22 protein-coding genes are annotated in these 26,080 nt (G+C 41.0%); 8 read left to right on the top strand and 14 right to left on the bottom strand.

Annotated elements, in window-relative coordinates; translation table 11 throughout:
* Positions 1-36 precede the first annotated feature (36 nt).
* The 6 genes from GNE10_RS00110 to petB form a co-directional block, all read right to left on the bottom strand.
* Positions 37-408 carry a hypothetical protein gene (locus tag GNE10_RS00110; RefSeq protein WP_099066424.1) on the bottom strand — a complete coding sequence of 124 codons (372 nt, stop codon included), beginning with the start codon at positions 406-408 and terminating at the stop codon, positions 37-39.
* Positions 398-1,654: a glycosyltransferase gene (locus GNE10_RS00105; protein WP_185563106.1), complete on the bottom strand. Its 1,257-nt coding sequence runs from the start codon at positions 1,652-1,654 to the stop codon at positions 398-400. Before GNE10_RS00105 ends, GNE10_RS00110 begins: the two co-directional genes overlap by 11 nt.
* A 10-nt stretch (positions 1,655-1,664) precedes the next feature.
* A complete protein-coding gene (locus GNE10_RS00100; protein ID WP_185563105.1) occupies positions 1,665-2,654 on the bottom strand; it encodes a GDP-mannose 4,6-dehydratase in 990 nt (329 codons plus the stop codon).
* A gap of 489 nt (positions 2,655-3,143) precedes the next feature.
* Positions 3,144-3,593, bottom strand: coding sequence for an anti-sigma regulatory factor (locus GNE10_RS00095; RefSeq protein WP_099066478.1), 450 nt, complete (start codon positions 3,591-3,593; stop codon positions 3,144-3,146).
* 714 nt (positions 3,594-4,307) lie between these two features.
* Positions 4,308-4,790, bottom strand: coding sequence for a cytochrome b6-f complex subunit IV (gene petD / locus GNE10_RS00090; RefSeq protein ID WP_099066427.1), 483 nt, complete (start codon positions 4,788-4,790; stop codon positions 4,308-4,310).
* 258 nt (positions 4,791-5,048) lie between these two features.
* Positions 5,049-5,696: a cytochrome b6 gene (gene petB, locus GNE10_RS00085; RefSeq protein ID WP_096534690.1), complete on the bottom strand. Its 648-nt coding sequence runs from the start codon at positions 5,694-5,696 to the stop codon at positions 5,049-5,051.
* 515 nt (positions 5,697-6,211) lie between these two features.
* On the opposite strand from petB, the gene ctpA reads away from it, so the two are divergent.
* The gene (gene ctpA, locus GNE10_RS00080) at positions 6,212-7,456 is read left to right on the top strand and encodes a carboxyl-terminal processing protease CtpA (protein ID WP_099066428.1); all 1,245 of its coding nucleotides are present in this window, start codon (positions 6,212-6,214) and stop codon (positions 7,454-7,456) included.
* Positions 7,457-7,688: 232 nt separating this feature from the next.
* On the opposite strand, the gene GNE10_RS00075 is transcribed toward ctpA, so the two are convergent.
* Together GNE10_RS00075 and GNE10_RS00070 are read right to left on the bottom strand one after the other, a co-directional pair.
* Entirely contained in the window at positions 7,689-13,952 is a 6,264-nt protein-coding gene (locus tag GNE10_RS00075; RefSeq protein WP_185563104.1) for an AAA family ATPase, read from the bottom strand.
* A gap of 254 nt (positions 13,953-14,206) precedes the next feature.
* Positions 14,207-14,941, bottom strand: coding sequence for an MBL fold metallo-hydrolase (locus GNE10_RS00070; RefSeq protein ID WP_185563103.1), 735 nt, complete (start codon positions 14,939-14,941; stop codon positions 14,207-14,209).
* A gap of 193 nt (positions 14,942-15,134) precedes the next feature.
* Between GNE10_RS00070 and GNE10_RS00065 the strand changes: the two genes are divergently transcribed.
* On the top strand, positions 15,135-16,658 hold the full coding sequence (locus GNE10_RS00065; protein ID WP_185563199.1) for a site-2 protease family protein: 1,524 nt from the start codon (positions 15,135-15,137) through the stop codon (positions 16,656-16,658).
* A 43-nt stretch (positions 16,659-16,701) separates the two neighbouring features.
* Here GNE10_RS00065 and GNE10_RS00060 read toward each other — a convergent pair whose 3' ends face one another.
* Positions 16,702-17,268 carry a phycobiliprotein lyase gene (locus GNE10_RS00060; RefSeq protein ID WP_185563102.1) on the bottom strand — a complete coding sequence of 189 codons (567 nt, stop codon included), beginning with the start codon at positions 17,266-17,268 and terminating at the stop codon, positions 16,702-16,704.
* A 75-nt stretch (positions 17,269-17,343) separates the two neighbouring features.
* Positions 17,344-18,024: a HEAT repeat domain-containing protein gene (locus GNE10_RS00055; RefSeq protein WP_185563101.1), complete on the bottom strand. Its 681-nt coding sequence runs from the start codon at positions 18,022-18,024 to the stop codon at positions 17,344-17,346.
* A 270-nt stretch (positions 18,025-18,294) separates the two neighbouring features.
* Here GNE10_RS00055 and GNE10_RS00050 point away from each other — a divergent pair, with 270 nt between their 5' ends.
* The 5 genes from GNE10_RS00050 to GNE10_RS00030 all read left to right on the top strand — a co-directional run bounded on the left by GNE10_RS00050 (position 18,295) and on the right by GNE10_RS00030 (position 20,621).
* Positions 18,295-18,846, top strand: coding sequence for a ferritin-like domain-containing protein (locus GNE10_RS00050; protein ID WP_185563100.1), 552 nt, complete (start codon positions 18,295-18,297; stop codon positions 18,844-18,846).
* Between the two features lie 201 nt (positions 18,847-19,047).
* The gene (locus GNE10_RS00045; protein ID WP_199341925.1) at positions 19,048-19,374 is read left to right on the top strand and encodes a hypothetical protein; all 327 of its coding nucleotides are present in this window, start codon (positions 19,048-19,050) and stop codon (positions 19,372-19,374) included.
* 6 nt (positions 19,375-19,380) lie between these two features.
* Entirely contained in the window at positions 19,381-19,830 is a 450-nt protein-coding gene (locus GNE10_RS00040; RefSeq protein WP_185563099.1) for a type II toxin-antitoxin system VapC family toxin, read from the top strand.
* A gap of 178 nt (positions 19,831-20,008) precedes the next feature.
* The gene (locus tag GNE10_RS00035) at positions 20,009-20,254 is read left to right on the top strand and encodes a hypothetical protein (RefSeq protein WP_099066434.1); all 246 of its coding nucleotides are present in this window, start codon (positions 20,009-20,011) and stop codon (positions 20,252-20,254) included.
* Between the two features lie 13 nt (positions 20,255-20,267).
* Positions 20,268-20,621, top strand: coding sequence for a type II toxin-antitoxin system PemK/MazF family toxin (locus GNE10_RS00030; RefSeq protein ID WP_185563098.1), 354 nt, complete (start codon positions 20,268-20,270; stop codon positions 20,619-20,621).
* Positions 20,622-20,707: 86 nt separating this feature from the next.
* Here the strand turns inward: GNE10_RS00030 and GNE10_RS00025 are convergent, their stop codons facing one another.
* The 4 genes from GNE10_RS00025 to GNE10_RS00010 form a co-directional block, all read right to left on the bottom strand.
* Entirely contained in the window at positions 20,708-21,457 is a 750-nt protein-coding gene (locus tag GNE10_RS00025) for a hypothetical protein (protein ID WP_185563097.1), read from the bottom strand.
* Between the two features lie 236 nt (positions 21,458-21,693).
* Positions 21,694-23,097, bottom strand: coding sequence for an NAD(P)(+) transhydrogenase (Re/Si-specific) subunit beta (locus GNE10_RS00020; protein WP_185563096.1), 1,404 nt, complete (start codon positions 23,095-23,097; stop codon positions 21,694-21,696).
* On the bottom strand, positions 23,094-23,387 hold the full coding sequence (locus tag GNE10_RS00015) for an NAD(P) transhydrogenase subunit alpha (protein ID WP_096643021.1): 294 nt from the start codon (positions 23,385-23,387) through the stop codon (positions 23,094-23,096). Before GNE10_RS00015 ends, GNE10_RS00020 begins: the two co-directional genes overlap by 4 nt.
* Before the next feature lie 132 nt (positions 23,388-23,519).
* Positions 23,520-24,695: a Re/Si-specific NAD(P)(+) transhydrogenase subunit alpha gene (locus tag GNE10_RS00010; protein ID WP_185563095.1), complete on the bottom strand. Its 1,176-nt coding sequence runs from the start codon at positions 24,693-24,695 to the stop codon at positions 23,520-23,522.
* Between the two features lie 762 nt (positions 24,696-25,457).
* Between GNE10_RS00010 and GNE10_RS00005 the strand changes: the two genes are divergently transcribed.
* Complete coding sequence (locus GNE10_RS00005) at positions 25,458-25,970, top strand: DUF2808 domain-containing protein (protein WP_099066440.1); 513 nt, start codon at positions 25,458-25,460, stop codon at positions 25,968-25,970.
* Positions 25,971-26,080: the final 110 nt, after the last annotated feature.

The raw sequence follows: 26,080 nt of genomic DNA, 5'->3' as shown, positions 1-26,080 counted from the left end.
GTGAGTTCACAGCAACTAATAACCAATGACCAATGACTAATCTTCCAATGATTGAGTTGGTACTTCCACTGCTTTGACATCAATAGTACCTGCTGGTGTGAAGCGCTGAAAATGACTATTTTGTACTAACAACGACTCACCACAGTTAGGACACTGCACTTGGCTGTTGTTTAAACCTGTAAATTCATATTTACAGACGGGACACTGGTCAGCAACCAAGTTTCGTTGCAACCACCAACGAAAACCAAAAAAAGCGACAACGGGTGCTACCAACAGCAACCCAAAAATAATTAGCAACGAATTAACCAACCAACCCAAGCCCAGTGATGCTAACAACCAAAAAACTGCTAGTAGAGTCAGCCAAGGTCGGAGATTTAAAAGATTCAATTGAAATGACTTAAAGCTCATTTTTGAAATTTCGTCCTGCTCTCCCTCTAGGATAGCGATTTTGGCCATTAGTCATTAGTGATTTGTCACTGGGACTGAGAACTGGGGATGAAAGCAGGTGTTGTAACTTTTGTTGGAACGCATCCAAGCCAAACAAAGCGATCGCTTGTTCTCTTAGCCATTGTCCATTACACCGCTGGTCGTTACCTTGCAGCATTTCTATACAAGCTGCTGCGACAGCATCAGGATTGCGGTGTGGTACTCGCCATCCCAGTTTACCATCCTGCAAGGGGTCAGCTGACCCATCATCATCACCAGATAATACAGGTACTTGACAAGCCATTGCCTCTAAATAAACGATGCCGAAGCCTTCTTGGGAAGGCATAATATAGGCATCAGCAAGGCGATAATGTTCCATTAATTCTTCTGTGGCAACGAAACCAGCAAATACAACGCGATCGCTTACACCTAAATCTTGGGCAAGTTGAGCTAATCGCGGTTGGTCGTCACCACGACCAATTACCAAATATTTGACTTGTGGAAAAACCTCGGTAATTTTTGGTAAAGCCCGAATCGTGACATCTACGCCTTTGTAAATATCCCCTGACCACAACCGCGCCACTGTCATTAAAACTTTAGCGCCAGTTAAACCATACTTTTCGACTAATTCTGGCTGTTTGTCGCCAGGGGTGAATTTATCCCCATCAATGGCACAAGGCATCATCTGGATGATTTTGGGGTCTAGACCATTGGTAAGACAAGCGCGATCGCGGCTATAGCGACTAATTGCCCAAATTCCGGCCGCTGATGCTAAAGCACGGCGTTCTTGATTTTTCAGTGGTTCCCAAACTTCTTTACCATAAGTTAGCACCGTGTAGGGAATCCCCAAGGACTGGCAAAGGGTTTGGATTAATACTGCTAAGTTAATGTGACCGCAGAAAACTTGTTGCGGACGATTTTGCAACAGACACTTCAGTAAAGCCACTGCCATTTTGACTCTCCCCAGTTGGGGGGATTTATTTTGAAAGTAATGAAATTTTAAATTTTCGTCTTCAAAAGAATTGAGGCAATTGGGACTATCCCGCAGCAAAAACACTTCTGCTTTATAGCCTGGATTTAATTTCAAATAAGCTCGAAAAATATCTTTTATATATGATTGAATACCGCCTTCGCGAGCAAAAATTTCTAAGAACACGAAGACGTGGTGAGTTTTTGTGTTAACTTTATTACTTAACTTTCGATTTTCTGTCACTGTAGTAATGAGCATGTTTGGTTATTTACACTCTTGGCAATGGGGCGATGGCACCGCTTTTTAATCGTTCTAAATCTGTTTTCACCATCGTTTCTAAAAGTTCTTCAAAGCTTAATTGCGGTTCCCAGCCAAGGTTTCTTTGCGCTTTACTAGGATTGGCAACTAGTTGAAAATGCTCATCTTGCCGCAATAAATCAGTATTTATAATTACATGATTTTTCCAATCTAATCCCACAGACTCAAAAGCTGTAGCCACTAAGTCTCTGACACTGTGTAGCTTACCTGTACCAATCACGTATTCTTCTGGTTCGTCTACTTGCAACATCCGCCACATTGCTTGTACGTAATCGCCTGCGAAACCCCAATCGCGTTTGGCATCTAGGTTACCCATTTCTAAAGTGTCAGTTAAACCCAATTTAATTGATGCAACTGCTAATGAAACTTTGCGTGTGACAAACTGAGGCGCGCGTAGGGGAGACTCGTGATTATATAAAATTCCGCTACAGGCAAATAATCCATAGCGTTGTCTGTGATGCACCATTGTCCAATGGGCGTGCATCTTAGCCGCAGCATAGGGATTTTTGGGACGGAAAGGAGTTTCCTCATCTTGGGGTGAAGAGAAAACATCGCCAAACATTTCTGAACTACTGGCTTGATAAAATCTGGTAGACAAACCAACGTGTCGCACTGCTTCTAAAAGTCTGGTAGCAGTACCAGTGATCAAATCTAAAGTCCCCAAGGGATTGTTCCAGGAATCTGGGACGAAACTCGGAGCTGCCAAATTATAAATCTCTTGGGGACGCAGCTGTTCAACGGCCGTTAACAGTGCCGTACTATCCCTCAAGTCTACTGTAAAAATTTCTACTTGAGTTGCTAGGGTTCCTAATTTTGTCAAATTAGGCTGTCGATGCGGGGGTACTAATCCTACAACTCGGTAACCCTGATTAAGGAGCAAATGGCTGAGATAGTAGCCATCTTGACCAGTGATTCCTGTAATTAGGGCTGTCTTAGTCATATTTTCTCCCCTATGTATTCTATCTCTCTATTAAGCACCAGATGGCAGTTGTTGGAGAACAAAAACAAGACTCTCAACACTGCTGACAAATCTTAACAAGGGAGCTTCTACAACTCGAATGCTATCTTTACTACATTCAATAATTCTTTTTATACAAGAATACTCTTTTTTCTCTCATCAAAAAATCATAATAGTTAGGCAATTTCACCTAAAAAATACATGACGTTGATTTACATATTCTTGAAAAAGTAGTATATTTATGTCAATCAAATAAGCATTTGCTTAAGCAATTATTGGCTATGATAATCAAGTTAAAGACGCATCTTGGCGTCAACGGTGCTCATAGCTGTGTAAAAAGAAAAAAGTAAAACAGCGGTTGGTTCTTCACTTTTGCAACACGTGAAGGCTAAGCGATTACTACGTACTTTCCACAAAATCTCAAATTGGCATCGATAAGTATCTTTGCTTTAGCTTACCCTTAAAAAAGCTTCACTTTGACTTTAGTACTTTTGTAGAATATTTGACAATTAGCAGACAATTTCTACCATCTGTACCGCGTTCGTACACCACACGGTCAGCCAAGCGCCTGAGGAGAAACCATCCATATCCGCCTACGATCAGACTACCTGGCTTTGGCTCTGGGATAGCATCTGGATTGAAAGGTTTTCCATGATCCCAAATTCTAATCTCTAGCCTATCGACCCACAGATAAACGTCAATGTCAATGGTTGTTTCCGGTGGCAAAGCATGATGGGCATGACGAACAGCGTTGGTAAAGCCTTCTGCTAATGCTAAATTCAGGCGTTCGAGTTGAGTTTGTGGCCAGCCAAGTTGAGACAAATGTTGAAGAAAAAATTGCTCAAACCATTCTTGCACATCGTCTAGGAGGCTGAGTTCGCTCCTGACCGTCAGATGGTCTTGCTGCACTACGGTAAGCATTAACTGTGACTTGAATGAAAGTAAACCCAAGTTGCTAGCGATCAAATTTTGCAGTTTTTGCAAAATTTTTCTGACATCTATTAATCTAAATTGACATATTCTGCGTAAAAAAATACAAAACATGAACAATTTTGGCATTCAAGGGTTAAACTGGCAACTTAACATTGGAGCTAAATGAAAAGTATTTGTATTGTTGACGATGCCAATTTTAGATTTTAGATTTTAGATTTTAGATTAAAAATTATTTTGGTAGTCCTGCAAATCAGCAGGTTATATACCATGCCACTAGCCAGCTAAACCAATCCTTCGATCCAAAATTTAAAACTTCCAAGCCCCTATCCAGAGTGCTTGGGGTTAATCCAAAATAGGCAATCCTAAATTTAATGATTGATTTTTAGTGATTTGACATTTTGGAAGTTCCACCTCAGCTTTTTAGCTGAAAACTTCAAAGGGAATGTAGACAAAAGGAGCAGTCATTTGAAGTTCCAGAATCAAAAGAAGATTGTGATGAATGACTATATCAATCATACTAAATTCCTTATAAATTCGGAATTTTGACTGTTTTATATTTAATTTTGACGCTTTTCCACCTCAAAGGTAAAATCCAAAATTCAAGTCTGATTATTAAAATTGACGCCTGTTTATTTTTTGAAAAGCACATCTGCATATGCTCTAAAAATTCACAGGCGTCAAAGCACTTTCTGGTGACTAATTTTAGAATAGTCCCAAGGTCAAAGATTTATCCAAGGGGAAGGCAGCACCAATACCTAGCCACAGGGTAACGAGGGTGCCAAAGAGGAACACTGTGGTTGCAACTGGACGGCGGAAAGGGTTTTGGAATTTATTGACGTTCTCAATAAAGGGAACGAGGATTAGTCCCAAGGGTACAGCTGCCATTGCTAACACTCCTAAAAGTTTGTTAGGAAGCGATCGCAAAATTTGGAAAACTGGATATAAATACCACTCTGGTAAAATTTCCAATGGAGTGGCAAAAGGATTTGCTGGTTCGCCCGTCATTGCTGGGTCGAGGACAGCTAGAGCCACAATTGCTGCGAAGGAACCCATAATTACGATGGGAAATACGTAAAGTAGGTCATTAGGCCAAGCTGGTTCACCATAGTAGTTGTGACCCATGCCTTTAGCTAGTTTGGCTCTCAACTTGGGATCGCTGAGGTCAGGTTTTTTCTGTGTTGCCATTTTTAAATGTGCTCTCCTGCTTAAGTTGAATTAAAGCATTTGTGAAAGCTATGAGCTACTAGACAACCCTAGCAAGCGGTAGGCGGCGATGTGTCTTTTTGCGGTCAGCCGCTTCCAGGGCGTCTAAAGCTTTCGCCTAACAATGCAAGTGTTTGTTTTTTGTAACTTATGTAGAATTATTTTTTTGTGTTCCATAAGTTTAAAACAAACAACTTCATCTGGAAACTGACAAATGTTGCCTTTTGCTAATTTTTGGAATTACAAAGGCCCAGAAATACCTTGTTTGCGGATCATCAAGAAGTGAAACAGCATGAAGACTGCAATTAACCAAGGCAAAACAAAGGTGTGTGCGCTGTAGTAACGAGTCAATGTTGCTTGACCAACGCTAGAACCACCACGCAATAGGTCGGAGATTAAAACACCAACCACGGGAATTGCTTCTGGTACACCACTAACGATTTTCACAGCCCAGTAGCCGACTTGATCCCAAGGTAGGGAGTAGCCGGTAACTCCAAAGGAAACAGTGATTACAGCCAGGATGACACCACTTACCCAGGTCAATTCGCGGGGCTTTTTAAAGCCACCAGTCAGATAAACCCGGAAGACGTGCAAAATCATCATCAATACCATCATGCTGGCAGACCAGCGATGGATGGAGCGAATTAGCCAACCGAAATTCACTTCATTCATGATGTATTGAACGGAGGAGAAAGCTTCAGCGACTGTTGGCTTGTAGTAAAACGTCATGGCAAATCCAGTGGCAAACTGGATTAAAAAGCAAGTTAGGGTAATTCCACCCAGGCAGTAAAAGATGTTGACGTGGGGAGGGACGTACTTGCTAGTAACGTCTTCGGCGATCGCTTGAATCTCCAGGCGTTCCTCAAACCAGTCGTAAACGTTGGCCATACAATCTCAAGTTCCTAAGAATCGGTTGCGTTTGATAAATTCCGAAGTTCTAAATCGGCGACGAAAGTTTTTAGGGTTTCTAGCCTCGGCATTTTACGAGTTCAGCTTTAGGCTCTCCCCCACCACATGCCACAGTCTAGAGTAGCAGCATAACCCTTTGTGGACTTTCCAGAAGCCGCCGAGTCGTGACTTCTCTCCCAATTAGCAATTTTGGGATTTTAGTAAAGGGGACTTTTTTGTTTGTCAGCTTTCAGAGTGCTAAAAGTTTTTAGAAACTTTACACTCTGTAAAGATGGAATGTATTGCGATCCCTTTATGCTCCAACACGGAAAATGGTGGACACAAAGTAGATTTTATCGTTTGCTGAGTGGGATGAACTGCATCAGTTGAGTAAACAACTTGATGAGAAGAATGCACCACTTCTATAAAAAAAGTAACATAATCGAGAGATAGATTTCATCAACAACGAGACAACAGGGCATTTCTAGGCAATTTGGGTTGAGGTGGAATTGATAATGGGGTTCATGAACAAACAGTTTTTTCGAGTTGGATTTTCACTGCTAATGGCCTTTTGCTTGGCTTTGAGTATAATTACTCAGCCTGCAATGGCTTTGACAGCACAACAAAAGCTGGTTTCTGAAGTTTGGCGAATCGTCAATCGTACTTACCTAGATGAGACGTTTAACCATCAAAATTGGGCGTTAGTCCGGCAACAAGTTCTCGAAAAGCCGCTGAGCGATTCTAATGCGGCTTATGGTGCGATTCAGACTATGCTCAAGAGCCTGGACGATCCTTTTACCCGTTTTTTAGACCCAGAACAGTACCGCAGCTTACAGGTAAACACTTCTGGGGAATTGACGGGGGTGGGATTGCAAATTGCTCTCAATGCTGAAACAGGGAAGTTGGAAGTCGTGGCTCCCATAGCCGGTTCACCGGCGGAGAAAGCGGGGATTCGACCACGCGATCGCATTCTCAAAATTGAAGGTATTCCCACGGAAAATTTGACTTTGGATGAAGCTGCGACGAAAATGCGCGGGCCCAGTGGCAGCCTTGTGACTCTCCTCATCGAACGAGACGGAGAAGCAGAAACGGAAATTCGATTGACGCGCGATCGCATTACTCTTAATCCTGTGATTTCCCAATTGCGTGTTTCAGAGCAGGGTACGCCCATTGGCTATCTTCGTCTTACTCAATTCAATGCCAACGCCTCCACGGAATTGGCAAACGCTATTTCTAGTCTAGAAAAAAAAGGAGCTGCTGCCTACATTCTAGATTTGCGAAATAATCCTGGAGGACTATTGCAAGCCGGAATTGAAATCGCCCGTTTGTGGTTGGACTCTGGCACTATTGTTTACACAGTGAATCGACAAGGCATTCAAGGTAGTTTTGAAGCCTATGGCCCAGCCCTAACCGACGATCCTTTGGTGATTTTGGTGAATCAAGGAACTGCCAGTGCTAGTGAGATTCTTGCTGGTGCCCTCCAAGACAATGGGCGTGCCAAACTTGTAGGAGAAACAACTTTTGGCAAAGGCTTAATTCAATCTTTGTTTGAATTATCAGATGGTTCTGGTTTGGCAGTGACAATTGCTAAGTATGAAACTCCTCAACATCGGGATATTAATAAACTGGGTATTAAGCCAGATAAAGTAATTTCCCAAGCACCCCTGAATCGCGAACAAATTGGCACAACTGCCGATGTGCAATATCAAGCAGCCCTGGAAATATTGAATGAAAACTCTGTTGTGGCTGGAAAAACTTAAAAATATGGGCAATAGGCAATAGGCAATAGGCAATAGGCAATAGAAACTACCAGAATCTTCGGACTGTTTGCCCTAATTTGAATTAGGGATAAAATTATACATTTGAAATCTGATGGTTAACAGTTAACTGTTAATCACCTAAACTGAATAATTTTATCTATTGCCTATTGCTTCAAAACATAATTTAGAACAACAACAATTTATTTTTCTCAGAAACATAAATTGTTGATTTCTAGTTGTTGCCCACACATGGTAACTCAATTATAAATTCAGTTCCTTCACCAAGTTGAGAATTTACACTGATGGAGCCGCCGTGTTTTTCTAAAATAATTTGACGGGCGATGGCTAATCCCAAACCAGTACCTTTACCAACGCCTTTAGTAGTAAATAAATTATCAAAAATCTTGTGTTTGACTTCTTCTGTCATTCCCTTACCATTATCACTAATGATAACTTTGACGGAGTTATTTTCTAGAAATGTTTTAATTTGAATTAAATTACGATTGAGTTTAATTTCCTCAAAACTACGTCCATGATTGGCATCTTCTAAGGCATCAATAGCATTGGCTAAAATATTCATAAACACTTGATTTAATTGACCAGGAAAACATTCAATTTGTGGTATTTTTCCATATTCAGTCAATACTTCAATGGCAGGACGTTGTTCGTTAGCTTTGAGACGATGTTTCAAAATTAAAATTGTGCTGTCAATGCCTTGGTGGATATTAAAAGAAACTTTGTAATCTCGATCGCCACGGGAAAATGTGCAGAGACTAGTGCTAATATTTTTCAATCTCTCACAGGCCATTGTCATGGAATCAATTGCTTTAGGCAAGTCTTCTAGGATGTAATCCAAGTCAATTTCTTGGGCATGGTCAAGGATTTCTTCACTCTTGTGGGATAGACTTTCTTGATATAGTCTCAGATGTTCAACAAAATCAGCAAAAGTGGGTTTAGCTTGTTTGAGAGTGGCAGAAATAAAACCAAGGGGATTATTCATTTCGTGAGCGACACCAGCCACTAAATTGCCCAAAGCAGACATTTTCTCACTTTGAATAATTTGTAATTGGGCGTTTTGCAAATTAATTAAAGCTTGTTCTAAATCTTGTGATTTTTGCTGCAAAGCAATTTCAGTCAGTTTGCGATCGCTAATATCTCGCATCACAACTACTGCACCAAGTTTGTTACCCTGACTATCAAAGATAGCTTGTCCGCTAGATAATAAAATTCTCCTCAAACCATGCTTCGGTGCAATTACTATTTCGAGATTTTCCACAATTTCTCCTTGAAAGGCGCGAACCAAAGGAATTTCTGTGGTAGACAAAGGGGTTTTACCATCAGGTTGATAGAGATCGAAATGTTCTGCCCATGCTTCTGGTGGTAATGACTGTATTGGTAAGCCATGAAATTCACGAGTTGCTTTATTAAATAAAGTCAGGTTACCAGTAGCATCACAAACAACAATGCCATCAGTAATATTGTGAATTATGGCATTTAAAAACTCTCGTTCTTTGGCTAGGGATGCTTCGATTTGTTTGCGATCGCTAATATCAATTACTACCCCATCCCATACAATTGCACCATCGGCTTGTCGCTCTGGACGAGCAGCAGATTGAATCCATTTGATGCTTCCTGAAGGTAAGATAATCCGCCATTCTTGTTTAAAAGGTGTCAAAGTTTGGGCAGAGTAGATCATTGCTTTGGCGATAGCTGTGTCGTCTTCAGGATGATGCATAGCGTAAAGACTATGTATCCCGGCCATCACGGATTGTGGTTCTAAACCATACAAATCCAAACAGCCAGAACTGACGTAGGGTGTTGAACTTGAACCATCCGCAGCTAGACGGAATTGATACACCATACCAGGAATATTATTTGCCAAATTTTGAAAGCGGGTTTCACTAGCCTGCAATTTTGCTAAAGATTGTGCCAATTGTTGGGCGTAGTTCTGGGAATTAGCATAAAGTCGGGCATTTTCCAGAGAAATGGCAGCTTGGGCGCAAAGTAAGTTGAGCAGCTTGACGCGATCGCTGGTAAAGGCTCCAGTCACAAGATTATTTTCTAGGTACAATACACCAAGCAATTGACCCTGATGCAAAATCGGGCTGCACAAGATACTCTTGGGCTGTTGTCGCTGGATGTAAGGGTCATTAGTTAATTGCCGATTTACTCTAGCATCAATAATTACCGCAGGTTGTAGGGTGCGTTTGACGGTATTAATCAAACTTATGGGCACATCCTCGCTGTCTTCAAGAAATTGTGGTTTGTGCAGCATCGGGCAAAAATCACTACCAGTGACGGATTGCACCATCAACTGTTGTTCGTGGGATAGCAGCAACACGCATTTCTCGGCTCCAGAATTTTCAATCAAAATATCCAGCAATGTTGAGAGCAATTTTTCCAGTTCGATTTCGCCAGAAAGGATTTGAGAAGCTTTGAGAACCGCAGCTAAATCTAAAGCCACAGAGACGTTGCTACTACTGGAACTGGCGGAACTGGTGGAGGTGACAGTTCCTAAGTTGAAGATGGTTTCAGACGTGGAGAGGAGAGAGTGGGTTTGCTGGAGGATGGGGGCCAGTAGTTGGGGATAGCGTTTTTCTAAGTCGGCGACTTTGGCTTTGGCACCCCAATGAGCATAGCCATAATAAGCTTCGGTGATGTATTCTTGGGCGATGCGCTGTTTACCCCAATCTAGGTAGAATTTAGCAGCTAGTTCGTTGGCTAGTGCTTGTTCTTGGATGTAGCCGTGTTCTTTGGCTAGAGTTATGGCGCGATCGTAATAGTCAATTGCGTCAGCTTTGTTGCCTAGAATCCGATGCTGTTCTGCTGCAACCAAATCAAATTTATGTTGAAAATTCATTGGTGCATCGCTAGCCCATTGTTGCATTTTTTCCTGATTATTCCTAACTCGATTCAGGAGGTTTTCTCTTTGCAAATCTGCTACGAATGGGTAAATTGCTAAGTGCGCCAAAGAATCATAAAAATAAGACACTGGTACAACCACAAGACCTGGCACTCCATCTATATATTGTTCAGCTTGTTGTGCATTTGCCTGTGCTTGTGAATAGTCTCCAAACAAGTAGTAAAGAATCAATTTATTAAAATAAAAATGATGCAATCCTGTTCTATCATGAGCATTTATAAGCTTTGGTAAACCTATTTCCTCGTTGTAAACTTCACCTTGCAAGATGCATGGATTTTCTGAGATATTCAGTAAATTTAAGACTGATTGTTGAAAGATTTGATGAAAGTTTAAAGCATTTTCTTGCTTGAGCCGAGTTAGGACATGACTCATGGTTGCCATTTCTTGGGCAACTATTGTTAGCTCTTGTCCCATTAGGTAAGTGTGCTGGTATTTATGGATAGCAGCATGGGTAGCGAATACAAAATTCCCGCCTTCCAAACCACTTTGGTAAGCATCCCAGAGAATTGGTAAAGTTTCTTTCAGATGGACTTTGGCATGAAGTATACAAACTCCCACCACAAAAAATGTAGAGCCTTTGATATCTGGAACATTGAAATTTTCTGCTAAATTTAAAGCTAATTTTCCAATTTGATAAGCTGATTTAATATTTTTAAATATTGCATTTAAAAGGATACCGTAACAAGCGTAGCCATAACTTGAGAAAGGAGAATTGCCATAGGTGATTGATAAGTTTACCAATTCAGATATCACCAATGGAAATAGTATCGGTGCAGCTTGATAGGTAGCAGGGCCGATAGTGGCTAACATTCTGGCAGCAGATAAATGTTCGATATCTGTCATTAATGGTAAGTTAGTCAATTCTTCAATATTCTTCGTCTCCAAATTACTTGCAACTTGACTCAGTGCTTGTTGAATATCTGAAGGCTGCGGTGATTCTGGTATGGTTACTCCTACAAGTTTTAGAGCTTCTAATCCAATTTTGACTGCTTCTAGCTTTTTAACTTGGGCCATAGAAGCTTGGATTTTGACACCATAAACTTTCATTTTGTCAACAGCGGTTTTTGCCTGTTGGATGACAATATCTGCCCATTGCTCCATCTGTCTAAAATCACCGCTTAAGTATGCAGTTTCCGCTGCTAATTCGTGCAGTGCCAAGGCGAGGTCGTAGTGTGTTTGCCAGCAGTTATCATCTAGAGATGGAGAAAAATTGAGTAAAGCAAGACCTGTAGTTGAGTACTGATAAGCAGCTGCATAAGCTGTGGCAGCTTTAGCTTTTTTTCCTGCTTGTAAATTGAGTGCAGCGATTTCGATTTGTGGCAATCGCTCAATAATCAAGGATTTACCAATGTTGAGTTGATTGACAATCTCAAACAAATTTGCATCTAGTTCTGTAATTGGTGTGTTGTTAAGCAACAGTTGTCCAATTTGCAGGTGTGTTGCTTGTTTTTCCTCCTCAGGTATCAGAGAATAAGCCGCTTGTTGGATGCGATCGTGCAAAAATTTATAAACTGTTTTTTGTCCGTTATCATGATTTGTTGGTAATGATGCATCTTGATAAAATTTGTAAACTTCATTGATGGGAATTACAAATCCTTCTTGCAACGCTTTCCATAAATCCGCCGCAGTTTCTGTCTGGGATTTTTGATAAATAATTGCCAATGTATTTAAATCAAATTGATTCCCAATACAAGCTGCTAGTTGCAAAACTTCCTGAGTTTTGGGCGACAACTTTAAAAGTTGAATTGCCATAAACTCAACAACATCATCAGTGAGAGCCAGCGATCGCACTTGTGCCACGTCACACTGCCAAAAACCGGCATCCCAATTAAAGTTAATTAGCCCCTCCTCGTGTAATGCCTTGAGAAACTGAGTTGTAAAGAACGGATTGCCTTTGGTTTTTTGATAAACTAGTCCAGCCAATGGTAGGGCAATTTCTGTGGAACAACTCAATGTATCTGCAATCAAATAGTTGACATCTCTTTGACTCAAGTTCATCAACGTCAGAGTGTTAACCGTTGCTACCTTCCGAATCTCTTCCAAGATCAGCAGTAACGGATGAGCCGCAAACACTTCGTGATCCCGGTACGCACCAATAATAAATAAGTAGCCGTTTACAGTTTCATCCATCAGCAGTTTCAGCAAATTCAGTGATGCTGAATCTGCCCATTGCAAATCATCTAGGAACACAACCAACGGATGTTCTCTTGTGGCAAATACCTGAATAAACTTGATAAACAGCAGATTGAAGCGGTTTTGGGTAGCACTACCTGATAGTTCTGGTATAGGCGGTTGTTTGCCAATAATCTGTTCTAATTCCGGAATCACCTCAATTATTACCTGTCCACTTTCACCCAAAGCAGACAGAATTTTAGTTCGCCATTGTTCGAGTTGACTGTCGCTCTGGCCGAGTAATTGTGTCATCAAATCGCGGCAAGCTCGAACAAAAGCAAACAGGGGAATGTTGCGGTTGAATTGGTCATACTTACCTTTGATGAAATACCCACTCCAACGGACAATTGGCTTATGTACTTCATTCACCACCGCAGTTTTGCCAATACCGGAGAAACCAGCCACCAACATCAACTCAGCTCCTCCATTGGCAATTCGCCCAAATGCTTCTAGTAAAGTTTGGACTTCTTGCTCTCGTCCGTAGAGTTTTTCTCTGATGAGAAAGCGAGAACTAATATCGTGCTGTGCCAAATCAAACCAGGTATGTTTGCCTGTTGCTTGCCATTCCCGACAACATTTTTCTAAGTCATATTTCAGTCCCAATGTACTCTGATAGCGGTCTTCAGCATTTTTGGCCATCAGCTTGCCAAGAATCTCTCCAAGCATTAAAGGCATTTTGGGGTTGAGGTCACAGATGGAGGGGGGCTGTTTAGCGATATGAAAATACACTAATTCCATTGGCTCATCGGATGTAAAAGGCAGTTGTCCGCTCAGTAACTCAAAAAATGTCACACCCAATGAATAAAAGTCGCTGCGGTAGTCAATACCTCGGTTCATCCGCCCAGTTTGCTCTGGGGATAAATACGCTAGAGTGCCCTGGAGTCCATTGATGCTCTGAATTTCCTGAGTTTCTCTTGGTAAGAGCGAGGCAATACTGAAGTCAATTAGTTTGACTTGTTTGCTGTCAGGGTGAATTAGAATGTTGGCTGGCTTAATGTCCTTATGAATGACGCGGTGTTGGTGCAACTGGTGTAAAGTGTCTAGCAGTTGCAGGGCAATGGGTAGAAATTCTTCTAATGGCAGTGGTTTTCCACAAGTAAATTCCCGTAGGGAAATACCGCCAAAGTCTTCCATTACCAAGGCATAGCCATTATTATAGGCTTCGAGACTGTAGGGTTTGATGATGCCAGGAATATCGAGATTTTTGGCGATCGCATATTGGTTGCGAAACTGTAGTAATTCGCCCAAAGTCGGGTATTCTCGTTTTAAAAGCTTGATGACAACTGGCTGGCAATTGCATTCTCGTATTGCCCGATATACTTTGGTGCGAGAACCTGAATAAAGTTGTTCCACAATCTCGTAGCTAGCGATCTTTACAGTTTCAACAACTTTCCCGCTCATAAATTTTTACCAGAATTCCTTGTCTCAGGCTTAGAGTTCCCCAGCCAGTATCCTGGTTAACAAATATGAGAAAATTTCAATTGAGAATGTTGGCTGTTGACTGTTAACGGTTTACCGAAGACAGTACCGATGAAAACATTTTTCATCACCATGCATGTAAGTAGTTATTATGTGTTCTCTGTTAAGAGTTCCCTGTTAAGAGTTCCCTACTTACAAGTCAGTAGGCAGTCGGGAGTAGGGAAAGAGATAGTCTATTACAGTAGGGGCTGTAATCGCAGCAAAGCTTGTAAATCAAGAGAGGCCAGATGTTGGTAAGCTCCATCTATGGTAAAGTTTCCTCTCAAAAAACCTATATTCGCCCCAGGGCAAATGTAGTGAAGAGTTTCTGGTGCAAAACGTTCTAATAACAATCGCAGACTATTAATTTGTCGCGGCCAGTGAAAGGTTTTGGCTGTCCGTAATGGTACTGGTTGACCTTGCTGATTCGGGACTAAATGGCGACCAGAAAACAAAATACCTCCAAGTTGACTGTAGTATAGGCAAGATGAACCGGGAGAATGACCTGGTGTCCAAATCAGTTGTATTTCTCCATCGAGAGTAAATTCTTGGCTAAAAGTAGTTACGGTTAAGCCTGGTAACAAATAAGCTTCTTGTTCTTGAATCAGGATTTTGCAACCAAAAATCTGCTGAAATTCAGCGGTCTTGCCAATAGCGCCTCGATGGGTGAGAAATAACCAATCCACGCCCCCATGTGCTGCAATAAAATCTTGATTTGTTTGCTCTAGGCTGGGGCAGTCTATGAGGATATTGCTTTCATTTCTTACAATAAGATAAGAAGTTCCCCCTAATGTGTCCCGATTGGGTGGGAAAGCAAAAATGCTCTCTTGGGCGAAGTCCATTCTTGGAGAATCTTTGCTAGGAATTTCGTTCGGGAACACAACCCGTGGTGGGTTGGTTGTGCGACTCGGCTGTTGAGGTGAAGGGGACATAATGTAAAGAACCGAAACTGAGGAGTTGTAGATAATCTGGTTACAGTGTAAAAATTCTCAAGGATTGAAACTTAAGCGTTAACTAGCACTGTTAACCGTTGGTTAAAAATTGGGGTTTAATGTCTACCTTGTAGTTAAGGCTATGCTGCTAAAGCTACTGGTGGGGCGTTTTGTCAAAATTACTGAAAACAATATGGAATTTTGGTTTTTGTTTCTCCTCCTGCTGGGGCTAGCTACTTATCTAATGGTGCAGCATAGCGTCGCTCAGATCACCCGGACGCCAGTATGGTTGTTGTGGTTGGTTTTAATGACACCAGCATTGCTGTTGATTGGATGGATGCTGATGTACGGAGCGAAACAACCTCTGCCACTAGAGTTGTTCATGTGGTCTTTATTTATCTGCATAATGTTTTACTGGATATTATTTCAATGGGGGCGTCGAGTACCACCAGATATACAAACCGATGAAACCCAAGCCCAAGCCTCACAATCACAACCAATTACACAGCCTACCCCAGAAACAATAGTCCGTCCAATTGAACCAACAGAAGAAACTCAACTGCGAAATTGTTTTCCCTGGTCTGTATACTATGTGCAAAACATTGAGTATCGGCCGCAAGCGGTAATTTGTCGCGGTCAGTTGCGAACTAAAGCTAGCAATGCTTATCAACAGATTAAGGCTAATATTGAAGCACAATTTGGCGATCGCTTTTTGCTCATCTTTCAAGAAGGTTTCAATGGTAAACCTTTCTTTGTACTAGTTCCCAATACTCAAGCTGCAAAACAAGCAAATACACCACAAGGCGACCAACAACAGTTAACTAGACCAGGTTTAGCACTTTTTTTACTGCTGGCTACTTTAGTCACTACTACTTTAGTGGGAGTGGAAATTGCTGGTGTTGCTATCCCACGAACATCGGAAATAGGATCTTTGCTGAAAACTGTATTTAGCGCTGATGTTCTCCTCAAAGGTTTGCCCTACGCTTTAGGATTAATGGCAATTTTAGGCACTCACGAACTTGGACATTATTTAACAGCAAGATTCTATAATATTCGCTCCACGTTGCCTTATTTTATTCCCGTGCCTTTCTTCTTGGGAACCTTTGGTGCGTTCATTCAAATGCGTAGTCCCATTCCTAACCGCAAAGCTTTATTTGATATTAGTATTGCTGGGCCCTTAGCGGGTTTTGTCGTTACATTGCCCATACTAATTTGGGGATTGGCTCATTCTGATGTGGTTACTCTGACTGAAAAAACCCGACTTTTGAATCCTGATGCTCTCAATCCCAAGTATTCTATTTTATTAGCACTCCTCTCCAAGTTAGCTTTGGGAAGTCAATTAACAGCAAAATCGGCTCTTGACTTGCATCCAGTAGCAGTGGCAGGTTTTCTGGGATTAGTTGTCACCGCTTTAAATTTAATGCCCGTGGGACAATTAGATGGAGGTCACATTGTCCATGCAATGTTTGGACAAAGAACTGCAATTGTCATAGGTCAAATTGCCCGCATTTTGTTACTACTACTTTCTTTAGTCCGAGAAGAATTTTTGTTGTGGGCAATTATTTTATTATTTATGCCATTAGTTGATGAACCTGCCTTGAATGATGTCACGGAATTGGATAATAAACGTGACGTTTGGGGATTATTATCAATGGCTTTGTTGATTATTATTGTTTTGCCACTACCGCAGGCTATGGCCAATTTTTTGCAAATTTAAAAATTTCATCCCCCAGAAGAAGGGGGAGGATTTTGCATTAAAACTAACTCGATACTGAGGTAGCCGTCTCGGAAGCTTTCGCCGCAGGTGGAAAGCCTCCCAGGCGAATCTCAGAAGTAAAAGAAGTAATACTAAACCCGCCAGAACGCTTTAAGACATTCACCCGCATTCGTAAATTGGGGCTAGCAAACCACAGACGTTCCTCAGATTTCATGGTTTCATCTTCTGTTGTTAGAGTTAAAGCACCATCGCTATCTAGCTGATAGCGTCCGGGAACTGGAGGTTTTTGGGTATCAACTATTTGCCTGAGTAACTTACCCTGACTGGGGTTATCTGTATCGGGTACTGAAACTAAGACGGTTGAACCACTGTGTTTTACTTGCTCCCGTTCCATTGTGCCGTTCCAGGTGACTTTGAGACCGCAGGAGGCCAAACTAGGATTAATTTGGTATTGTTGACACAATTTGCTGACTTCTGGATGGTCTGCTGGTAGTGTCTCAATAATGGTGTCTGACTTGCCATGTTCGGATTGATTCAAAGCTAAATGATGAATAGTACGATGAGAAAACCATTTACCAGCACTTAACTGAAAAAATTCTTCAATATTCATGAATGAAATTACCCTGCATCAAAATGCAAAAATTCCCACTTAATTATTATTAAAAGGTAGTAGCAGGCTTGAATATTAAGCTTGATTACCTGTTTCTTCAAGTTTCTTGAGGCTAATTCTTGCTGCCTCAGCAACGTTGTAATGATTGTCCTTTTCTAGGTATTTCAAGGCTGAGACGCTCTTGGGAGTGGGAAGATTGCCCAAAGCTTCTGCTAGACGTTGCCTAACTAACCAATCATCAGATTGGGCAAATCGCAAGATACTATCGACAGACTCAATGTCTCGAATTTCTCCCAGGGCAGAGATCGCAGCTTCTTGCAAGACCTTTTCTTTGCTATCGAGAGCTTGCAGGAGAATTTGACGGGCACGAGGGTCTTTTAGGTTACCGAGAGATACGGCTGCACTAAAGCGCACTAACCAATCAGTATCTTCATAAAACGCCCGTGCGAGTACCTCAAAAGCTCTGACATCGCCCAAATACCCTAAAGCACCAGCAGCATCAGCACGAATGCCGTAATCTGGGTCATTTTCGAGAATCTTCACCAAAATTGGATAACATTCTGGGGTACACTTAACTCCAAGGGCAAATATAGCCATCGATCGCAGTTGCAAAGATTCGTCATCTAGTACTTTTTTAATCAAAGGCACTGCATCCTCAGGGGAAACGTGACGCAGATTCGCAAGGGCTACCATGCGATCGCGCAAATCCGGACTTTCTAACTGAGTAGAAATTTCTTCTAAGCTTAAAGCTGTCATGTTCTTCAAAACATTTTCTTTACTTATCTTAATTTACCCGATCCCTTCATCACGCTGTCGCTGTCATTAAGTAGGAGTTTGGCGACTTTACAAAATGACTCAATTATGAGTCAAACATAAATAAATGTTAATTCCTGTGAGATTGTGTATGGAATTTAGCAGTCAGATTTAACACTTAGCTGTGTCTGAGGTATGAAGAGAAGACTTTGTCAGGGACGTAGGTTAGGGGTGTGACTGTGAAATACACCATTAACCTCTGGGAGAATCACAATGGTTCAACTTAGCGAACGTCCAGGCACTAAAAAAATTGCAAATTTGCGTGATAAGTTCGTCTACGAACTTGGTGGAATCTACGATGCTGAACATCGCTTTTTAGAAGCTCAGCAGCTAATGTGGCAGTGTAGTCAACACAATCAATTAAAGTCCTTGCTGGAAACTCATATTCGGGAAACCGAGCAGCAAATTAGAAATATAGAACAAGCATTCAGCAACTTGGGACAGCAACCACAGCGCGTAACTTGTGATGCTGCTGCTGGTTTGATTAGCGATGCCCAAAAATTAACACTACTGACTGCTGATAGTCCTAAAATTCTGGAACTAGGAGTAGCAGGAGCGCAGGCTAAGGTAGAACAATTGGAAATTGCTTGTTATCGCGGCTTGATTAAAGTTGCCCAGGAAATTGGGCAAAACGAAGTTGTCAAACTGCTACAACAAAATTTGCAGCAAGAAGAACAGACAGCCCAAAAGATTGAACAACATATGCCGCAGTTACTTCAAGAAGCGAAATCTGCCCAAAGTTCAAGTGGCAATAAATCTCGCTAATCTTTTGCAGGATTAATGTAATAACGTCAGCTAAAACAAAAGCAAGGTCACAAGTGCCTTGCTTTTATTATTGTCATATCATCACTGTCAAGAAAGATGATAGTGTCTGGTTCAATCTTAGAGTGCTTTTAATGCACCTACTCAAATATAAAAGGAAATTAGTAGTATAATAGCCTTGATGAATTAATATAGAAACTAATTATGAATAATAATCAATCTATTACACCAAAATCATTAAGTACACCGCGCACTGATTTATTATTAGAAATTGAACAAACTCCAGAGGAATATTTACCAGAATTACTACAAATTGTACGTCTATTTCGTCAAAGTGTGACAATGAAGCAGACATCATTAAATAATTGGGAAAATGCTATGAATGAAATTAATCATAGCGATGTTTTGAAAAAAAAAGAAAGAAAAAAGAGTATTAAAAAGTTATTTGACTCATGGAATGAGTTAGAGGAACAGCAGGAACAGCAACAAAGTTTAGAAATTATTGAATCTATGAAAGGTATTTCTATTTAAAATAGGATGAGTAAGGTTATTATCCTAGATTCTGCACCTGTAGGATTAATTACTAATCCAAAAGCAACGCCTCTAGCTGTGCAATGTCAAGAATGGTTTTATACGCTCTTTGAAAGAGAATATGAAGTAATTTTACCAGAAATTATAGATTATGAAATTAGGCGGGAATTGTTAAGGGCAAATAAATTATCAGGAATTAGAAAACTTAATCAGCTTAAGTCAGAAATTATCTATCTTCCGATTACAACAGAAGTAATGTTGAAAGCAGCAGAGTTATGGGCGCAAGTCAGAAATCAAGGTAAATCTACAGCAGATAATAAAGCTTTAGATGGTGATGTAATTTTGGCATCTCAATCTATTTTAGTTGCTAATTATGGACATGAGGTTATTATCGCCACAAGTAATAAAAAGCATCTGTCTATGTTTATTGATGCTAGAGAGTGGCAGGAAATTTAGAATGTGAAGTGAGCGATGCCTGCGGCGGGCTTTGCCTACGCTTTTTTGTCTCACGCAGAGGCGCAGAGAACCCAGAGGAAAGAGAGAAGAAGCAATACTTGTGGTAAGCTAAGCTAACGTACACTCTAAACTTCATATTTTGATTAGGATGAATAATAAACTGGCTCTATAAACTTATATGCAAATCAAAGAAATTCTCCAAGCACTTCCAAGTTTGAGCATAAGCGATCGCTTAAAGATAGCTGAATCAGCCCTGCAATTGGTTCTTCAAGAAAAACACTCTCTTACCAAAGATGATCAAAAACACCAATTAACGCTAGCGGCAATGACAGCTATTGAAGATTATGCGCCTGATGGTGAATTAAATATATTCTCAGACTTAGAGGGAGAAGACTTTTCCGATTATCCAGATGAAGACTTCTAGAATTCAGAGACTTATGTACAGAGGTGAAGTCTGGCTAGTTAACTTAGATCCAACTGTCGGGACGGAAATTAGCAAAAAACGTCCTTGTATCATAGTAAATGATGATGCTATTGGAATTTTACCTTTGAAGGTTATTGTCCCAATTACGGATTGGAAAGAAAGATATGCAATCAGACCTTGGATGGTGCGGTTGGAACCAAGCATAGAAAACAGTTTAGCCAAAGTTTCTGGTGTCGATACTTTTCAAATACGTTCAGTTTCAGAAATAAGATTAGTTAGAAAATTAGGTCAACTCTCGGACTCAGAAATGCAACTTGTTTCTCAAGCATTAGCTGTTGTCTTAAATATTTCTCACCCAATATCTTAGCGATCGCACTTTAGAGATTTTGCAGGCGATCGCTTTTTATCTCACGCACCAAACAAGGAGACGTAGAGAGAAAACGATAATTATTTTTACTCTGCTAATTTCTCAGCGATTGATATACCAATTTTATGAAAATATTCATTTGTTAAACCTTTAGTGGCTGGATGTTTAGCTATCACAAATACAGTTTGAGCATTTTTACCAATGAAGAAACCTTCTGACCTCCATAAAAAATCAATATCCCCTATTTTTTTAGTTATTTCTCTCCAAGAATATTCATATCCTATTCCGTAGTAAATAACTGCTTTAAGTTGATGACATTCTTTTATTCTCTCGCTGATATGATTAATTCGAGTTTCAAGAAAATGCTCTTCATAAGTCTCCCTATTGCATAAATAAGACAACCGGGAACGCTCACTATATATCCAATGCTTAAGAGATGGTGACGGTAAAGGCAATAGTTCTAACAAACAAGTCTCTTGATTTCTTCTACCCAATTCGCTTATTTGATAGTTCCGAACATCTTCTATATCAATATTTTCTTGTCCTTTAGCACTTAATAAAATACGAATAACTTTATTCCAAACTGGCACATCCAATCTGGCATTTGCTTCAAAACTTGCTCCATATCCGATAGCTTTATGGAATTCTGCAATATCTTCTATTTCCTGTTCTCCTCTATCTGACCATATATTTATTCTATTATTAATCTCTTGAAAATCTCCTCCTGCTTCTTCCATACCAATAAACCAATAATTTCCTTGATAATTACCATATCCATAAAATCTATTAACTATTTTTTCGAGAATTTTATCATCAAAAAAATCTTGAGATATCATAAATCTGCAATTTTATTTATGAAATGAAATTTGGCTAGTCAAAAATAATTGAGTATACGCAGAATGTCAAGTAAAGGAATAAAAATTTATCCACAATTTTCGGAAATAAATTTTCTCATCTTTGTACCTTTGTGTGGAGTAGCTCCCCAACAAAAAACTAGCCTTGGAAGTGTGATACTTCTAAGGCTAGCCAACTCTCTAAATTCTTTCTTTACATTGTGCCCTTTGGACTTCGTTTACAGTTGCTTCACTTCGGAAACCAACTTCGATACCATATCTTTGGCGCTACCAAAAAGCATCGTAGTTTTATCTTTGTAGAACAACTCATTATCTACACCGGCAAAACCCGTACTCATCCCGCGCTTAATCACAATTGTCTGCTTCGCCCGATCTACTTCCAGAATCGGCATACCATAAATCGGGCTATTTGTATCACTCCGTGCCGCTGGATTTACTACGTCATTTGCCCCAATTACTAAAGCCACATCAGCTTGTTCAAATTGGGGATTAATATCATCCATGTCGTACAACTGCGTATAAGGCACATTCGCCTCAGCCAATAACACATTCATGTGCCCTGGCATTCTTCCAGCTACGGGGTGAATAGCATACTTGACATCTACGCCCATCCGTTCTAATTGATCTGACAATTCCCGGACGCTATGTTGTGCTTGGGCAACTGCCATCCCATAACCAGGTACAATTACCACAGAACGGGCATATCCCAACATCATCGCCCCTTCTTCAGGATCGATACTGCGGACAGTTTGATCTATTGCAGCACCACCAGCACCACCACCAGCAGTACCAGCTGAACCAAAAGCGCTGAACAGCACGCTGAAGAGGGAGCGGTTCATTGCTTTACACATAATTTCGGTCAAGATAATACCAGATGCTCCCACCAATGCGCCAGCGATGATCAACATGTTGTTCATCACCACGAACCCAGCGGCGGCGGCGGCTATACCTGACAAGGAGTTCAACAGCGAAATTACCACCGGCATATCGCCACCACCAATGGGGATGACGAACATCACACCCAATACCAAGGAAACAGCAACTACTCCCAAGAAGATGGGTAGGCTATCCGGTGTCATGATTAAATAGATACTGCCGGTTACGTAAGCAGCTAGCAGCACCAGGTTAAATTGTTGCTGTAAGGGAAATGTAATCGGGGAACCACTGATTAAACCTTGCAATTTGGCAAAGGCGAGAAAACTACCTGTGAAGGTAACGCCACCGATTAACACATCCAACAGCATGGAAATGTTCACATCTAGGGGTACGGGTGCGCCAGAATCTAATAAGCGCCAGAATTCAGCAACAGCCACCAATGCTGAAGCCGCACCGCCCAAACCGTTAAGCAAACCCACCATTTGGGGCATTTCCGTCATTTGGACTTTGTAGGCAGCGATCGCACCAATTCCAGATCCAATTGCCAAGCCTAACAAAATCATTTCATAGTTCAACACATGTTGATCTAGCATTGTGGCTACAATTGCCAGCAACATCCCCACCGCTGCAATGACGTTACCATTCCGTGCTGTGGCTGGCGAACCCAGCTTTTTCAAACCAAAAATGAATAAGGATGCAGCGACTAAATATGTCAGCTGAATGCCAGTTGGTAAAAAGTCGCTCACGCCTTAATCTCCTTTTTCTTGAACATTTGGAGCATTCTGTCTGTGACAAGGAAACCACCAACAACGTTCACAGTTGCCAATACCACAGCAATTAAACCGAGAATCACTGACACACTTGTTTCTCTAGCACCAGAGGCCACAATTGCCCCCAGTACCGCAATGCCAGAAATTGCGTTTGAGCCTGACATTAAAGGGGTGTGTAACGTCGGAGGTACTTTGTTGATGACTTCAAAGCCAATAAAAGACGCCAAAACAAACACAAACAAAGCAGCGAGTAATGCCTCTGTCATGAAATAAAACTCCTTTTGTAAATGGGAATGGGGCAATTCAATTTTGGATTTTGGATTGACGATTTTGGATTAAATTTCAATCTAAAATCCAAAATCTAAAATCTAAAATTCCTACTCCCCATTCCCTATTCCCTAACTAACCGCCGGTTCTTGAGTATTCAAAGCCTGTAGCGCCTCACGCACTCGTTGATTGCGAATTTCACCTGCGTGGGTAACACAAGCTGCATCAACGATGTCGTCGCCAAAGTCAACTTGCAAAGCTTTTTCTTTGTTAATCAATAATTGGATTAACGATGTCAAATTCTTGGAATACAATTGGCTGGCGTGGACTGGCATCGAGGATGGTAAATTGATGGGGCCGATAATTGTGACGCCATTCCAGACAATATCTTTGCCGGGTTCGGTGCAGGCGCAGTTACCACCTTGTTCGGCGGCTAAATCTACAATCACTGAACCGGGTTTCATTTGTGCCACCATTTCTTCTGTCACCAGTCGTGGGGCTTTTTTACCTGGTACTTGGGCGGTGGTAATCACCACATCAGCATTTTTCACGTGTTCGGTGACAACTTCTTGGGTTCGTTGTTTGCTAGCTTCAGAAATTTCTTTAGCATAGCCACCAGCTGCGGTTGTTTCTTCTTCGAGTTTTACTTCGACGAATTTTGCCCCTAAGCTTTGCACTTCTTCTTTCACAGCCGGACGAATATCAAAGGCTTCTACCACTGCTCCCAAGCGTCTGGCGGTGGCGATCGCTTGCAATCCAGCCACCCCAGCACCCATAATAAATACTTTCGCTGGAGCGATTGTGCCTGCGGCTGTTGTCAGCATCGGGAAATATTTTGGTAATGCAGCTGCGGCAATCAATACTGCCTTGTAACCTGCCAATGAAGCTTGCGAGGACAAAGCATCCATACTTTGCGCCCTGGTGGTACGGGGAATCAATTCCATACTCAAGGACGTGACTTTGCGATTTGCTAATTGCTGTGCCACCACCGGATTTCCTAAAGGATTTAGGAAGCTAATTAATACAGCTCCTTCCTTTAATAAATCAACTTCTGAACGTCCATCTTCTCGTTCTTGGGGTGGGCTAACTTTCAGCAGAATGTCTGCTTCGCTCCATAATTTGACAGAATCACTAATAATTGTGGCTCCTGCTGCTTCATAAGCAGGATCGCTAAAAAAGGATCGCTCTCCTGCTCCCGATTCCACCCAAACTTCTAAACCTTGCTTTACTAATCGGGCAACAACGTCAGGAATTAATGCCACACGACGTTCGCAAACTTCAATTTCTTTAGCAACTGCTATTCTCATGAAATCTCCTGAAGATAAATACTTAATCTCTGCCAAGTAGGCGATCGCTCAGATGAGAGATATTTCGCACTTTTAATACTGAGGCAGGAACATCAGTCATGACTTTTACTAGTAGATTGAACCTTGAATTTTTCCTCTCCACTCTTTCGTTCTCCGCACAAAGCCTGACTTTGTGACTTGCAGATGTTACATTTTCAGATATTTGCAAATAAGGGTTACGTATTGCACATGCTATGTTAATTCCCAAATTTTGCATCTTTATCTTCAGCTTATTTTCGGGATTGAGAAATTGTCTATATCCATTCTTATAGAGTAATATTGACCAAATTTTTCCAGCTTGATAACTATTCAAATCAAATTTTAATAATTCCAAGTTCCAATCAAGCTTATTTTAATCAATTTATCTCAATTTAACTGGCGATCGCTAATCATACGGCTCAATTTTTATAACAAAAATCTTAAATTTAGATACACTTATACATATTCAGAAACACAATCTCATCTCAACTGTGTTTTCATTTAGTTCCAAATTTGACCAATCTAGCAATTAAACCAAGACTATGTAAGGATAATGAAGTGAATTGATTTCAAGTTAATTATCTGACTCAGCAAAATTACTTTTAGCCAAAAGTCACCAAAAATGGCACTTTTTTTGCTAATCAACGTCTATTGTTAGGAAGTCCGTAGTAAAGTTTAGTAAAGAATACTAACATACAGTTATTTAGATAAGAGAGTTGATATTTTGGTGGAGGGAGCCTAACTATGCGACGTTTATTTTCTGCTTTAGCCGTAACTAGCTTTTTGCTGGCTGGACTTCCAGTCATGACTTCAGCACAAAGCTTACCTGGATTTACGCTCTTTAGCGGTGTTAAAGGCGAAAATCAATTGCCCTTCCGGTTAGATTTTGGTGGACAAACCAATGGTTGGGATCGCTATAGATTGAGAATTCCAGGCCAAAGAATGAAACTGGCAGTTGCTCAATTTGCCATTACCTACCCTAATTATTACGAAGGAATCTTTGACCCAAAAAAAATTGAGGTAAGAGTCAAAGGTAAATCAGTTAAGCTGTCTGAGGTGAAGTGGGACAAAGAAGGTAAGCTTATTAGTATTTTTCCTGAAGAACCTGTACCAGCAGGTAGTGGAGTTGAGTTAGTTTTCTCTAATGTTAAAAACCCCTCCTTTGGAGGGATGTATTATTTTAACTGCCAAGTTCTCTCCCCTGGCGACGTGCCCCTACTGCGTTACATGGGTACATGGATTTTGAGTATTAGTTAATTTTGGGCAGTGGTGATTGGTAAGGGTGAGCAGGGGAAAAGGTTAAAGGTTAAAGGGAAAAGGAATAAATTTAATCTTTCCCCTTTTCCCCTTGCCCCTTTCCCTTTCCC

The sequence above is a fragment of the Nostoc sp. 2RC genome, from assembly GCF_014222165.1.
Classification (GTDB): Bacteria; Cyanobacteriota; Cyanobacteriia; order Cyanobacteriales; family Nostocaceae; genus Nostoc; species Nostoc linckia.
The sequence above is the reverse complement of the archived record's forward strand: the minus strand, read 5'-3'. Positions and strand labels throughout refer to the sequence as shown.